At 38.8% G+C, this 14,760-nt stretch carries 15 protein-coding genes; 1 reads left to right on the forward strand and 14 read right to left on the reverse strand.

The window, feature by feature from the left end; all coding sequences use genetic code 11:
* Position 1 precedes the first annotated feature (1 nt).
* The 6 genes from cysW to GWI97_RS15710 form a co-directional block, all read right to left on the reverse strand.
* Entirely contained in the window at positions 2-844 is an 843-nt protein-coding gene (gene cysW, locus GWI97_RS15685; RefSeq protein WP_087803292.1) for a sulfate/thiosulfate ABC transporter permease CysW, read from the reverse strand.
* Positions 844-1,677: a sulfate/thiosulfate ABC transporter permease CysT gene (cysT, locus tag GWI97_RS15690; protein ID WP_036935443.1), complete on the reverse strand. Its 834-nt coding sequence runs from the start codon at positions 1,675-1,677 to the stop codon at positions 844-846. Before cysT ends, cysW begins: the two co-directional genes overlap by 1 nt.
* On the reverse strand, positions 1,677-2,696 hold the full coding sequence (gene cysP, locus GWI97_RS15695) for a thiosulfate ABC transporter substrate-binding protein CysP (protein ID WP_087803290.1): 1,020 nt from the start codon (positions 2,694-2,696) through the stop codon (positions 1,677-1,679). The genes cysT and cysP overlap by 1 nt, the downstream gene beginning before the upstream one ends.
* Positions 2,697-2,933: 237 nt before the next feature.
* The gene (locus GWI97_RS15700; RefSeq protein ID WP_161752134.1) at positions 2,934-3,830 is read right to left on the reverse strand and encodes a Dyp-type peroxidase; all 897 of its coding nucleotides are present in this window, start codon (positions 3,828-3,830) and stop codon (positions 2,934-2,936) included.
* Between the two features lie 120 nt (positions 3,831-3,950).
* Entirely contained in the window at positions 3,951-4,568 is a 618-nt protein-coding gene (locus tag GWI97_RS15705; protein ID WP_224215363.1) for an RpoE-regulated lipoprotein, read from the reverse strand.
* Between the two features lie 325 nt (positions 4,569-4,893).
* Positions 4,894-5,331 (reverse strand): GNAT family acetyltransferase, encoded by a 438-nt coding sequence (locus GWI97_RS15710; protein WP_036935437.1) that lies wholly within the window; start codon positions 5,329-5,331, stop codon positions 4,894-4,896.
* Positions 5,332-5,464: 133 nt separating this feature from the next.
* Between GWI97_RS15710 and hemF the strand changes: the two genes are divergently transcribed.
* Positions 5,465-6,373, forward strand: coding sequence for an oxygen-dependent coproporphyrinogen oxidase (hemF, locus tag GWI97_RS15715; protein WP_036935435.1), 909 nt, complete (start codon positions 5,465-5,467; stop codon positions 6,371-6,373).
* Between the two features lie 84 nt (positions 6,374-6,457).
* Here the strand turns inward: hemF and GWI97_RS15720 are convergent, their stop codons facing one another.
* From GWI97_RS15720 to GWI97_RS15755, 8 genes are all read right to left on the reverse strand, one after another.
* Positions 6,458-6,853 (reverse strand): hypothetical protein, encoded by a 396-nt coding sequence (locus tag GWI97_RS15720; protein WP_224215364.1) that lies wholly within the window; start codon positions 6,851-6,853, stop codon positions 6,458-6,460.
* A gap of 376 nt (positions 6,854-7,229) precedes the next feature.
* Positions 7,230-8,720, reverse strand: coding sequence for a ribosome biogenesis GTPase Der (gene der / locus GWI97_RS15725; protein ID WP_087803286.1), 1,491 nt, complete (start codon positions 8,718-8,720; stop codon positions 7,230-7,232).
* A gap of 119 nt (positions 8,721-8,839) precedes the next feature.
* The gene (gene bamB / locus GWI97_RS15730; RefSeq protein ID WP_036935431.1) at positions 8,840-10,012 is read right to left on the reverse strand and encodes an outer membrane protein assembly factor BamB; all 1,173 of its coding nucleotides are present in this window, start codon (positions 10,010-10,012) and stop codon (positions 8,840-8,842) included.
* A gap of 14 nt (positions 10,013-10,026) precedes the next feature.
* Positions 10,027-10,647 carry a YfgM family protein gene (locus tag GWI97_RS15735; RefSeq protein ID WP_036935429.1) on the reverse strand — a complete coding sequence of 207 codons (621 nt, stop codon included), beginning with the start codon at positions 10,645-10,647 and terminating at the stop codon, positions 10,027-10,029.
* Between the two features lie 10 nt (positions 10,648-10,657).
* Positions 10,658-11,941, reverse strand: a complete 1,284-nt coding sequence (hisS, locus tag GWI97_RS15740) for a histidine--tRNA ligase (RefSeq protein ID WP_087803284.1) — start codon at positions 11,939-11,941, stop codon at positions 10,658-10,660.
* Positions 11,942-12,063: 122 nt separating this feature from the next.
* A complete protein-coding gene (gene ispG / locus GWI97_RS15745; protein WP_036935425.1) occupies positions 12,064-13,185 on the reverse strand; it encodes a flavodoxin-dependent (E)-4-hydroxy-3-methylbut-2-enyl-diphosphate synthase in 1,122 nt (373 codons plus the stop codon).
* 47 nt (positions 13,186-13,232) lie between these two features.
* The gene (gene rodZ / locus GWI97_RS15750; protein WP_036935423.1) at positions 13,233-14,201 is read right to left on the reverse strand and encodes a cytoskeleton protein RodZ; all 969 of its coding nucleotides are present in this window, start codon (positions 14,199-14,201) and stop codon (positions 13,233-13,235) included.
* Positions 14,202-14,275: 74 nt separating this feature from the next.
* Positions 14,276-14,710, reverse strand: a complete 435-nt coding sequence (locus GWI97_RS15755) for a hypothetical protein (protein ID WP_036935421.1) — start codon at positions 14,708-14,710, stop codon at positions 14,276-14,278.
* Positions 14,711-14,760: the final 50 nt, after the last annotated feature.

Here is a 14,760-nt window from a genome sequence, read left to right on the forward strand (position 1 = left end):
GTCATTGCTGACGAGCTAAATGCCATTGCAATGCACTTTTAAACATTAAGGTGAATATCGCCATCATGGCGAGTAATGCAGCCGCAGTAAATGCCCCAACGGTATTGTAATCTTGATGCAGTAATTCAACTTGTAACGGTAATGAATAGGTTTCGCCACGAATAGCACCAGAAACCACAGAAACTGCACCAAATTCACCGATGGCCCTAGCGTTGGTTAATACCACGCCATATAACAATGCCCAGCGAATATTTGGTAACGTCACTCGCCAAAACATTTTCCAACCGCTCGCTCCCAATAACACGGCGGCTTCATCTTCTTGACTGCCTTGGCTCATCATCACTGGTACCAGTTCTCTCACCACAAAAGGACAAGTGACAAATACCGTAACTAATACCATTCCTGGCCATGAGAACATAAGTTGGATATCAAACTGAGATAACCATTGTCCTGCCCATCCATTGCTACCGTAAAAAAGCAGATAAAGTAATCCAGCAACCACTGGAGACACTGCAAATGGAATATCAATCAATGTCATTAATAGCTGGCGCCCCGGGAAACGAAAACGCGTGACGAGCCATGCCATGCTGACACCAAATAACATATTGACAGGTACGGTAATTAACGCGATGAGTACGGTTAACCAGACAGCGTGTAACATATCGCTGTCCAATAAGTTCTCCGTAAATATTTCAATACCTTTTGAAAACGCGGTCATAAAGATCCACGCAATAGGCACAACTAAAAATAAAATGGATAACACAACGCCTGTAAGGATTAGTCCCCACTTCACCCAATCAATTTTACGACGATCAACAGAGCGTTGTTGCATAATATCTGACATCAATGCCCCCTCAACCGTTGGCCAAATCGGCTTTGCAATCCATTAATTGAAAACAGTAAGACTAATGAAACAAGTAAAATCACAGAAGCAACGGCACTTGCCGCAGGATAATCAAATTCTTGTAATCGAATAAAAATCATCAAGGAGACGACTTCTGTTTGCCATGCAATATTGCCAGCAATAAAAATCACAGCACCAAACTCTCCCAAACTGCGCGTAAAAGAGAGTGCAGTTCCTGCGATTAGTGCTGGTGATAACTCGGGTAATACAACCTTACGAAAAGTTTGCCAACGACTTGCCCCTAGCGTTTCAGCAGCTTCTTCATACTCAGGACCTAATTCTTCAAGCACTGGCTGAACGGTTCTTACAACAAAAGGTAAACTGGTAAAAGCCATCGCAACAGCTATCCCAATCCATGTATTAATAACTTTGATATCAAATTTATCCAATACAAAACCGTACCAACCTTGTGTTGAAAAAAGCGTCGCAAGCGTGAGGCCAGCAACAGCCGTAGGCAAAGCAAAAGGTAAATCCATTAAACCATCAAGCAGTTGTCTACCTGGAAAACGGTAACGAGTAATGATCCACGCAAGCAACATACCGAATACTGCATTAAAAATACTGGCAACGCCTGCTGCGAGTAATGTGACTTTATAGGCAGCCACAATTTGGGGATGCGTTATTACCGCCCAATACTGAGACCAACTCATATCAGAAAGTTGTACAACCAGCGCACTCATTGGTAACAGTAAGATCAAGCAGGTGTAAAACAGTGTTCCACCTAAACTTAATCCAAATCCTGGTAATACCCGTTTGCTGGCTGTAATAAACATTATTGACGTCCTTGCGCTAACAACTTATCAAGCATGCCATCTGTCGTGAAATGTGTTTTCATCACGTTATTCCAGTCACCAAATACCTCTTCAATCGTAAATAATGATGTTGCTGGGAACTGTGCGGATTTTTGCGCCATGACCGCTTTATCATTTACGCGATAATTAAATTGCGTGATGATCTCTTGTGCTTTAGGACTGTATAAATAATTGAGGTAAGTTTTTGCCAATGTTTCTGTGTCATTACGTTGCACATTTTTATCAATCCAAGCGACTGGAAACTCAGCTAGAATATCTACGGGTGGCACAATAACTTGATATTCATCTTCACCATATTGCTGGCAAATATTATTCACTTCAGATTCAAAACTGATCAGAACATCCCCCAGTCCGCGTTCGATAAAAGAAGTTGTTGCACCACGTCCTCCAGTATCAAATACCTCAACATTTTTGAGGAATTTCTTCATCGCTTCTTGTGTCTTCTCATCATTGCCATAAGCTTTTTCAAAAGCTCCCCATGCAGCTAAATAGGTATATCGACCATTACCTGATGTTTTAGGATTAGGGAAAACCACTTTGACATCTTCACGCGTTAAATCTTCCCATGAAGTAATGTTCTTTGGATTTCCTTTGCGTACTAAATACGCCATAGTGGAATAATAAGGCGAGCTATTATTAGGAAGGCGTTGTTGCCAATCAGCAGGAATTAATTTGCCTTTATCATGCAGAATTTGCACATCTGTAACTTGGTTATAGGTCACTACATCTGCGGGTAAACCTTGTAATATCGCAAGTGCCTGCTTAGATGAGCCTGCATGTGATTGTTTGATGGTGACTTTATCATCAGGATGTTGAGCATCCCATTGCGTTTTAAAATCGCTATTTAGCTGTGTGAATAACTCTCTTGCGATATCGTAAGAGCTATTAAGTAATTGAGCAGCCCCAGCATAACTACTAACAACCAAAGACAATGCTGCGGTTGCTTGTAATGCAAAGGTTCTAATTGTGTTTTTCTTCATCAAAAGTACCCATCATTGTAAGTTTTATTCTAATGGTTACTCTATCGACTTTATTTATAACAGTGTAGTTAGCTTTTGTTATTTGATATAACTATAAGCTATTAAAAATGAATAGAACTCAAGCTAATTAATTAAATTTGCATCAATTGCCATTAACGTGAAAAAAATTCAGACAAAAATGCCTGCTTTAAAAGCAGGCATTTTATCCATAAAAACTTATTGAGCACTAAATAATGATTACAGTGCTTTTAATACTTCATAAGAAGGTGCGAAATAATAACTTCCTGTTACAGGTTTACTCATGCGCAATAGATCGTCATGTTTGCCATCTAATTCCCCAAACATACTCAATAGTTGCTGCTCGATGTTATATAAACGACCACAGTAAGCTAGGAAATATAAACCATGTTTACCGCTTGCTGTACCATAAGGTAGGCTGTGACGTAAAATGGCTAATTCTTCACCATCTTCTTCAATCACAACACGAGAAACATGAGATGTTACATTACGCTCAGATTCTTCAAGCTCAACGCTGTCTTTTTTAGTACGACCGATCATTTTTTCTTGATCTGATTCACTAAAACGAGCCCATTTTTTCAGGTTATGCTCATAACGCTGAACTAAAACATAACTACCACCAGCATCAACACCGTCATTGATTAGTGCAACCCCATAACGTTCATCATCTTGTGGATTTTCTGTTCCATCAATAAATCCACTTAAATCACGTTCTTCTATCCAGCGGAAACCATGAATTTCTTCTTCAACTTTAATCGCATCACCAAAAGCGGCGATTGCAGCTTGTGCTAATGAGAAATTCACATCATGACGCATTGATTGAATATGAATAAGAAGATCACGTTGTGTTGCAGGTGCTAAACCTTTACCTAAAGGGCGAAAAGGTTTTAGTTCTGGTGCACTATTTTCATCTGACAGTCTTTTCCAAAGATCTGAGCCAAATGCGATAACTGCACCTAGTGATGCATCAGGAAATTGCTTTTGTAAATCAGATAATGATTGCATGAATTTTTGACATCCTTCACGCAGAGAGTCTAATTCACCCACGACCATTGCTTCAATAAAAAGACCAAATTTACTATGTGCGACTAAAATGCCACTTTGTGCATGAGACATATTGCTTCCCTAATCAATAATCAAAACGCTCGGAATAAAGCTAATTATATCGAATGTTTTTTCCCGAAGATTTGCCTTTTAACAAATATCAGACAGTCTGATTATAAAATCTTCCTTATATTATAGGGAATAGCGTGAAGGTGATTTGTTTTGCCAAATAATTTGCGTCAATGTCCAATTAGATAAAACTTCATCAGGTGGCATTAACCCATCTGGACCATCCCACTGTCCGCTAAAAACATAACTCACTGATTTAGCTTGTTCTGATTGGCATAAAATGGTTCTTTGTTTTTCATCTTTAGGGCCTTTGCTACATACACCAAACGCTTTTTTATAGATATCTTTAAAGGGTGTCCCCATTGTAGTACCCCAATCTGTTGTGGCTTTTGCATCAAAAACGTCTATTTTTTCAACAGTCCCTTTTTCTTTACCGTAGAAAGCTACTTGGATTTTATTATCTTCTAGACCTTGAACAACAACGATAATATCACTACCTTGCATTTCCATTCCTTCACGATAATGAAAACGGCTCCCTAGCTCATTCTTAATATCATTTTCAGTTATTTTTGTTGAACTTGTAATATGACCCAATCCATTAGCAGAAACGGTTAGCGTATCATTTGAAAACCAGTTCATCGGATTTAGCGCTGAAAAAGACATTCCTCCCATGGATGAACAGCCACTTAATAGCAGAACGCTTGTGCTTAAACACAAGGGCAACCAAAACTTAGGCATCATTTGTTTCTCCGTTAAACTTTTTCATCACTTATTAAACAGATAATAATGTTATTAGACACACCTTATCTTACTCTTTACTTCACCTCAATCATCAGGCAAAACCACCCACAATAAATTGGCATAACAAAGCATTACTTAATTTAACGCCAAATACCCCATGAAAAAGAAAGCCTAGTTACGACCCTCTATATCTTCATTTGTTCCACAGTAAAAGTAATATCAGATTTTATGGATAAAATAAGAGAATGACGTGCATGAATAGGAATAGAGAAAAAAAAACACAAAAATAAGAATAACCCTCAAACATCGAGGGCTTATTACAGAGTTAGAGATCGAAATCCTGATCGACAATTAACCGTTTAGTATAAGTTGTGCTTTCTTGGTTTTGATCTTCATACAACAATTTTTCGAACATACAAATCGTTGCATCATTTTCTTCAGGTACAACTAATGTAATTTGTGGGCATCCTTTCGCGATCAGTTTTTTCTCTAATCGAGAGATCAATGCATTCGCAATGCCCCTGCCACGAAAGTCTGGATGAACGCCTAAATAGTATAAAGATCCACGATGACCATCGTAGCCCCCCATCACACTGCCCACAAGTTCACCGGCCACTTCTGCAATCAGAAATAAGTCAGGTGAATGGTTTATTTTTCTTTCAATATCAATTTCGGGATCATTCTCTGGCGAGATTAAGTCGCAACGCTCCCAAAGTGTAATGATTGCCTCAAAATCATCTTGGCGAAATACACGTATTTCCATGGTTTTGCCTATTATTGTTCACATAAATCTGAATTTATTATCGCTTGTTTGGTTTATGAATCAACTTGAAAATGAGAACATAGATAATACGGAACTTTATTTCTAATAAATATGATAAAAATTATAGGTTATTATGAATTTACCTGATATTCATCACGTTAAGAAATTTTTCTTATCGCTACAAGATTCGATTTGTCGCGCTATTGAAAACATAGACCAAAAAGCGACCTTTCAGCAAGATAATTGGGAAAGAAAAGAAGGAGGCGGAGGCCGTACTCGCGTGTTAACCCATGGCGCACTTTTTGAACAAGCGGGTGTTAATTTTTCACATGTTTATGGTGAATCACTCCCTAAATCTGCGACAGCACATCGCCCCGAATTAGCAGGACGTCGTTTTCAAGCCATGGGTGTTTCATTAGTTATTCATCCACTTAATCCTTATATTCCAACCTCTCATGCTAATGTACGCTTTTTTATTGCTGAAAAAGAAGGCGAAGAGCCCATTTGGTGGTTTGGCGGAGGCTTTGATTTAACACCTTATTATGGATTTGAAGAAGACGTCATTCATTGGCATAAAGTTGCTAAATCCGTTTGTACCCCTTTTAGTAAAGATTATTACCCACGTTATAAAAAATGGTGTGATGATTACTTTTATATTAAACACCGCAACGAACCCCGTGGTGTGGGCGGACTTTTCTTTGATGATTTAAATACGCCAGATTTTGACCATTGTTTCGAGTTTGTCCAACGTGTCGGCCTTGGTTATCTTGATGCTTATTTACCGATAGTTGAAAAACGCAAATCTATGCCTTGGGGAGAGCGTGAGCGCCAATTCCAACTCTATCGCCGTGGTCGCTATGTTGAGTTTAATTTGGTGTGGGATAGAGGGACATTATTTGGGCTACAAAGTGGAGGAAGAACAGAGTCAATCTTAATGTCTATGCCACCTTTAGTCCGTTTTGAATATGATTATTCGCCCGAGCCAGATACTCCAGAAGCAAAACTATACAGTAACTTTTTGATCCAAAAAGAGTGGGTATAAAGGCAATAAATCATTAAATATAGAGCCACTTTAGCAAGTGGCTTTACTGAAATAAAACGAGAAATGTAAAATTATTTTCTAAAATTAATTAAACAAAAAAGCCAGTAATCCTGTGACTTTGTTTTTATTTTCCCAGCCTTCCCCTCTCATACAGGTATTAAAATAATCCCTACGTTGCCATTGATTAGCATCAGAAGGAAAAGAAGTTCCTGCTCCTGAACTTGGAATATCTTTACCATTTATTCTCATTGGAGCAAAAGAAGGATGACGTGAAGCCACATATCTAGCGGGAAATCGCACTTTAGCTTCTTGCATACACATATTTTTAGCAATCTCGAAAGGAGAGGGGGTGATGGTGTTTGCTTCCCACTTTTCTGGGGTAGCACAAGATGAAAGAACAAAAACAGACACAGTAATAATATATTTTTTCAAGATAGCGGGCTCATTAAAACAAATAAGAATCACTCTTATTTTAAGCATTTATTGAAATCGTAAAATTAATTATTTATGAAATACGAGACGCCATAACCCTTAGTCACTTTAAAATTTATCACTCCATGAACCATGGTTAGTTTTATCATAAATAAGAATTTATGACGCAGGAAAAATAGCAATTCAATAACTAAAACTCCTTGAAAACTAGCTACTAATTCTATTAAAGAGAAGTTTTATTGGTGTAATTGAGGATTTTATTCAATATGTAATAAATAATATAGCGACAATGACGAGTGATGAACAAACCCATCATGGATCAACTCATCATAGAAAAGATGTTAGTTAATTAATAATCTTTAGATATAAAAAAACTGAGCTCATTATAAATTGAACTCAGTTCTTATTTTGATGCTAAATTAACTTACTTTGATTTCTTCAAATGTGACATTAAGCGCTTACGTTTACGCATTTGAGAAACAGTTAATTTATTTTTCTTATCCGCATAAGGGTTTTCACCCTCTTTAAATTGAATACGAATTGGCGTACCCATGACTTGTAAAGTACGGCGGAAATAGTTCATCAAATAACGCTTATAGCTATCAGGTAAATCAGTTACCTGATTACCATGAATAACCACAACAGGTGGATTATAACCACCGGCGTGTGCGTATTTCATTTTTACACGACGTCCACGAACAATTGGTGGCTGGTGATCATCTTCTGCCATTTTCATGATACGAGTAAGCATTGATGTGCCTACGCGACGCGTCGCACAAACGTAAGCTTCTTGAATAGATTCAAAAAGATTACCTACACCACTGCCATGTAGTGCAGAAATAAAGTGAACTCGCGCAAAATCAACAAAGCCCAGCTTAAGATCAAGCATGGCTTTTACTTGTTCACGATCGTCTTGTGTCATGCCATCCCATTTATTAACAGCAATCACTAATGAACGACCTGCATTCAAGATATAACCTAATAATGAGAGATCCTGATCTGAAATACCTTCACGCGCATCAATAACCAACAATGCAACGTTAGAATCTTCAATGGCTTGCAATGTTTTAATAACAGAGAATTTTTCTACTGTTTCTTTCACTTTACCGCGCTTACGAACACCTGCTGTATCGATGATGATATATTCTTTATCATCACGCTCCATAGGAATGTAGATACTGTCACGTGTTGTACCTGGCATATCGTAAACGACAACACGATCTTCACCAAGCATACGGTTTGTCAGTGTTGATTTACCCACATTAGGACGACCAACAATCGCTAATTTTACTGGTAATGTAGAGGGATCGAAGTCATCTTCTTCCTCTTCTAACGCTTGCGCTTCTTGTTCTGCTTCTAATGCAGCCCAATAAGCTGCATTTTCTTCTTCTTCCGTCAGCTCTTTTTCTTCTTCAACCACTTTCCCTGTAATAGGTAATAATGCTTGTTCAATTAATTGAGCAACACCACGACCATGAGAGGCCGCAATTGGGAAAATTTCACCCAAACCTAAGGAATAAAAATCTGCTAACGCAGTATCAATATCAATACCATCAGTTTTATTCGCGACTAAATATGTTTTTTTCTCAACACCTCGCAGGTGTTTAGCAATACCTTGGTCCGCAGGCATTAAACCGGCACGCGCATCAACTAAAAATAATACAATGTCAGCTTCTTGAATTGCTTGTAATGATTGTGATGCCATATGGGTTTCAACACCCTCTTCAGCACCATCAATACCACCAGTATCAATAATAATAAATTCTTCACCTTCTAACTCTGCACGGCCATATTTACGGTCACGAGTCAGGCCTGGAAAATCAGCAACTAATGCGTCTCTGGTGCGTGTTAGTCGATTAAATAACGTGGATTTACCCACGTTAGGGCGCCCTACTAAGGCAATAACGGGTATCATTTTTTGATGCCTCATAAAAATACAATCATAATTCTGATTGCATTTTACATGTAATTACTAAAAAGACGAAACGGCTCCTTTAAAGGAGCCGTAAAATAAATAGATTTGTCAGTAATGAATTACCGACTATAAAGGTAAAGCTTACCGTCACGAGCTTGGATCATCAGCTTATCTTGAACCGCTTGAGGGCGACTTAATAAACCGGAGCTATTTACCTCGTTTTGTGCAATGAATTTACCTGTCGTGGTATCAATCCAATGGAGATAACCTTCTGCATCACCAACCACTAAATAGCCATCAAAAATAGCCGGTGCGGTTAAATTACGATGTAGCAAATCTTCTTGTGTCCATAATGTCACACCATCTGATTTACGAACAGATAAAACACGGTCATTTTGGTCAACAAGGTAAAGGGTATCACCTAGTAGCACCATATCATTGACTGAACCTAAATCGCGTTTCCAAAGAATTTGCCCAGAACGCATATCAAGGCTAACTAAGTTACCGTTATACGCCATTGCATATACGGTATTTTCATCAATAATCGGTGTAATATCCACGTCACTTAATCGGCTAATTTCAGTAGAGCCTTTTATTTGTGAAATATTTTGTTGCCAAATCAACTGTCCTTGAGAAAGAACAACGGCACTAACACGTCCATTATCTGCACCAATAATTGCAGCACCATAAGCGACAGCTGGCGCAGATTCACCACGAAGAGATAATGATGGTGTATCTAAGTTAACCGTCCATGATATTTCGCCAGTTAATAAATCCAATCCTTGCAATAAGCCATTACTCGTATGGATAAGCACTAACCCATCGCTAACAACAGGTTTTGAAATGGCTTCGCCTGCAACATCGGTTTCCCAATCAATAGAACCATCATCAGTATTCAACGCATAGACTTTTGCTTTTTCAGTTCCCACAAAAACACGAGTACCTGAAACAGTCAATCCACCAGAAAGTAATGCGGATTCATTGGATGAAAGAAAACCAGTTTTGATAGAGAGATCTTGTGACCAGAGCTCTTTCCCTGTGTCCAAATCTAACGCTTTAACTAAGCCATGGCGATCAGCGACATAGACAACTGAGCCATCCCATGTTGGTGACAAATGAGAATAGTATTTACCAATACCATTTCCAACTGATTTGTCCCAAACAGCTCTAGGTGTAAATTGGCTCTGCACCTCAGGTAATGGAGACATTGTCACATTATCCTGTTCACTAGAACACCCTGCCAATAAAGCAGATGCTAGTAGACCAACCAGGAGAGTTTTACGCAGTTGCATGTCTGAAGATCCCTTTAATTGGATAAATTATTGAGTTTAAGTTCAACCAGTGAGCGAATAGCACCCGTATTTTCATCGGTTAATGCGCTACGGTAGGCTGCTGCAGCACCTGCGTTATCGCCTTTTTTCGCTAATACATCACCACGGATATAATTTTTCATTCCATTCCATGCTTTGCCTTTCACTTGCTCTAACGAAATCAAAGCTGCATCAGTTTTATCCAATGCTAATTGTACGCGAGCTAAACGAAGATGAAGCATATCTGCAAATGCATCATTTTTTACTTTTGCAACAGCCGTTGTCAGATGACGTTCACCATTAACTAAGTCATTAGCATCAATAGCAATTTGTGCAAGTTCTAACGACGCTAACGCGCCATAAACATCATTCGTGTCAGTAACAAATTTTTCAGCTAATGCAATATTTTCTGGTGTCGGTTTTGCGAGTGCTTCACTCACTGTTGCAAAAGCACTTGCACTTTCTTGTAAACGATTTGTTTGATGTGATTGCCAATATTTCCAACCAAATACACCACCAAACCCAATAACTGCGGCTAAAACAATGGTTAAACCGTAATTTTTTACAAACTGTTTAATTGCATCAACTTGTTCGTTTTCGGTGCTATACACTTCCACAAGTCTCTCCTTAACCTAATAACAGAGTCAATTGCTGAGCTAGCTCATGACGAGCAACGATTGTTTGTTCTCCTGAACGCAAATCTTTCACTGCAACGGTGCCGGCATTAATTTCATCTTCGCCTAAAATCAGCGCAATTTTAGCGCCTTGTTTATCTGCACGCCCTAACTGCTTTTTAAAGTTACCATTACCATGATTCGTCATTAAACGTAATGTGGGTAATTGGTCACGAATTTCTTCAGCAAGTATTAATGCTGCGTTTTGGCTCTTCTCACCAAAAGAAGCAAGATAAACATCAGCCACATTGGTATCTGCAACAAATTCAGGGTTAACCGCTTGAACTAATAAAATCATGCGCTCCATACCCATTGCAAAACCAACTGCTGGTGTTGGATGCCCGCCAAGTTGCTTTACAAGTCCATCATAACGTCCACCGGCACAAACGGTACCTTGTGAACCTAATGCGCTGGTAACCCACTCGAAAACAGTACGGTTATAATAATCTAAACCGCGCACTAAGCGCTGGTTAACACGATATGTAATACCTACAGCATCTAATAATGCACAAAGACCATCAAAGTGCGCTCTTGATTCGTCATCAAGATAATCAAAAAGTTCAGGCGCATCATTCAATAAAGTCTGAATTTCTGGATTTTTTGAGTCTAAAACGCGCAATGGATTAGAATACATACGACGTTTGCAGTCTTCATCTAACTGGTCAACATGCTGTTCTAAAAAGGCAACTAACGCTTCACGGTATTTAGCACGTGCTTCTAACGAACCAATAGAGTTAAGTTCTAATGTTACGTGTTCTGAAATACCTAATGCTTTCCACCAGCGCGCCGTTAACATAATTAACTCAGCATCAATGTCTGGACCTTGTAGACCAAAGACTTCTGCACCTAACTGATGGAATTGACGATAACGACCTTTTTGAGGACGCTCGTAACGGAACATAGGCCCTAAATACCATAAACGCTGTTCTTGATTGTAAAGCAAACCATGTTCGATACCTGCACGTACACAGCCCGCAGTATTTTCTGGACGTAATGTCAGGCTTTGTGCATCTTCACCACGATCGGTAAAAGTATACATTTCTTTTTCAACAACATCGGTAACTTCACCAATTGCTCGCTGAAATAGAGGGGTATGCTCTACGATAGGTGTTCTGATTTCACTAAAGCCGTAACCAGCCAAAATTTGTTTTAGCGTATTTTCAATTTTCTGCCATACACGAGTGTCAGCAGGTAGATAGTCGTTCATACCACGAATGGCTTGGATTTTTTGTGCCACTTTTCTTCTCTAATAGTTATTAGTTGATTGTTAGGCTGATTATAGAAGCGAAATCAATCAGTATTCAATGTGAAATCAAGAGTAAAACAGGCTCATTGATTAATGAGCCTGTTTTTTGAGTATTATTTATCCAACTGATTTATATTTATACGCATACTATCATCAAGCATTGACGCTTTAGCACGGATTTTCGCTTCTAATAAATCAATCATATTACCATTATCAAGACGTTCTTTTTGTCTTACGCCATCTTCATAAAAACCACTGCGGGTTTTAGCACCTGTTACACCTAACGTTGAAACTTCAGCTTCACCCGGCCCATTAACCACGCAACCAATAATAGAAACATCCATAGGTGTGATGATATCTTCCAAACGCTGTTCTAATTCATTAACTGTTCCAATCACATCAAATTCTTGGCGTGAACATGTTGGACAAGCAATAAAGTTAATACCGCGAGAGCGAATACGTAAAGATTTAAGAATATCAAAGCCGACTTTAACTTCTTCAACCGGATCGGCCGCTAATGAGATCCTTAGTGTATCGCCGATACCTTCTGATAATAAGATCCCAAGACCGATTGCAGATTTAACTGATCCCGCTCTTGCGCCTCCGGCTTCTGTGATCCCAAGATGCAAAGGTTGATCTATTTTCTTTGCTAATAAGCGATAAGAGTCAACCGCAAGGAAAACATCAGAGGCTTTTACACTGACCTTGAATTGTTCAAAATTCAATCTATCAAGAATATCCACATGGCGCATTGCTGATTCAACTAACGCTTCAGGTGTAGGTTCACCATATTTTTCTTGAATATCTTTTTCAAGTGAACCACCATTTACGCCAATACGAATAGGAATATTGTTGTGACGAGCACAATCAACAACTTGGCGGATACGATCTTCACTACCAATATTACCTGGGTTGATACGCAAACAATCAACACCATATTCAGCCACTTTTAATGCAATACGATAGTCAAAATGGATATCAGCCACTAAAGGCACATTGACTTGTTGCTTGATTAATTTGAATGCTTCCGCAGCATCCATTGTGGGTACAGAAACACGAACAATATCCACCCCAACACGTTCCAGAGATTTTATCTGGCGAACAGTCGCTTCTACGTCTGTTGTTCGTGTATTCGTCATCGACTGTACGGCGATAGGTGCGCCATCGCCAACAGGAACATTACCAACATAAATTCGAGTCGATTTGCGACGAATAATAGGTGATTCTTTATGCATTGATTAATTCTCCCATGCTTCCATGCTTGCTCAAATGTGTAGTCAGATTAAGCGCTCGGTACTGTTATTTTTGCTATTTTTCCAGTAAAACGACTTAAATCAATTGATTCACCATTAAACTGTAAACGAGTAACAGAAGGTGCGCCTATTTTTAGTTTATAAGGTTGCTCACCATCAAATTCCAAACGATCACCCGCTTTCTTAATACCATTAAATAAGACTTTATTTTGGGCATTACGAATTTCTAACCAACATTCTCCATCAAACATTAACACGAGTTGATTCGCTATTGCAGGTACTTCTGATGACGCTGATTCTTGTGTTAAATTTGCACGAGAAGTCGTCGATGTAGTTAGCGGTGATACAGGTAATGGAACTGTTTTGACTTCTGTTGGTGCAGGTGTCGTCGTTTCAGTTGTTGGTGATGTAGCAACATTACTTTCCTGATTATCGACTAATGGCGATGCAGGTACTTGTAAATTATCACCTTCAGATGTTGACGTATTATCTAAGGTTGCTAATGGGGAATCTACCGTGTTGGTGTTTTCTTGTGTACTATTTTGCCCTATGTCTTGTGATGCCATAGAGACTAATTCTTGTTGATCTGCCTGATGACCTTGCCACCACCAAACGCCCACGAGCGCCACCATTACAATAACAATCACCCACGTAATTTTCATTAGCCAACCTTCACGTTTTTTGTGACGTTTACCTAATGAGTAATTTTGCGTGGTTGTCATTCTAATTTGTTTAACTGGGGCTTGTTGGTCGATAAAACCAAGGATCTCTTTTTCAGGAACGCCGACTAACTTAGCATAAGAGCGCATATAACCGCGTAAGAAGGTTGGTGCAATATCAGAAGAAACAGAGTCTGTTTCAATTTCGCGAACTGTTGATAACTTCAAACAAAGTCGATCAGCAACAGTTTGTTGTGTTAGCCCTACTTTTTCTCGTGCCTGACGTAAAAGTTGACCCGCTGTTAATTTCACTTCTTCGGTTTTGTTTTCAGTATTCATTAGCAATCTAGGCACTGTGGCTATTGGATGTTTAACATTGATGAACTCGCAAAAGCACAAAGTACCTTAACGTATCACCGCGAATTTTTTGATATTTTATGAAAATTTTGCTGACAGACCAAATAATCTGGCGGTATATCCTCAATTGACACACTATTATCGTTTAATAGTTTTTGTTCACAAAGGAAATTACCGTAACGCCTTAATACATTAACATTTACTGGCTTCGACTTCATCGCTAATTTGTAATAATCTAACGCTTGAATAGAATTTCCCAATAACTGCGATATTAACGCCATTCCTAAATTAGCATCGGGGTGATTTGGCATCACCGATAACACTTTTTGAAAATGATATTGCGCTATTTGGTATTGTCTTTCAGCTAAATAAGCATCACCTAATTGTAAACGTATCGACACAGCAACACGTTCTTGATTGGCTGACGATTGACAACCTAATGTCAATAACATCAAGCCAATAATTATAATTACTGATGATATCCTTATCATCGTTATATTCCTTAAATATATTCATCCTTGTTCTCTCTACATTGCAGTTA

The sequence above is a fragment of the Proteus sp. G2300 genome, from assembly GCF_009915965.1.
In the GTDB taxonomy this organism is placed as follows: Bacteria; Pseudomonadota; Gammaproteobacteria; order Enterobacterales; family Enterobacteriaceae; genus Proteus; species Proteus vulgaris.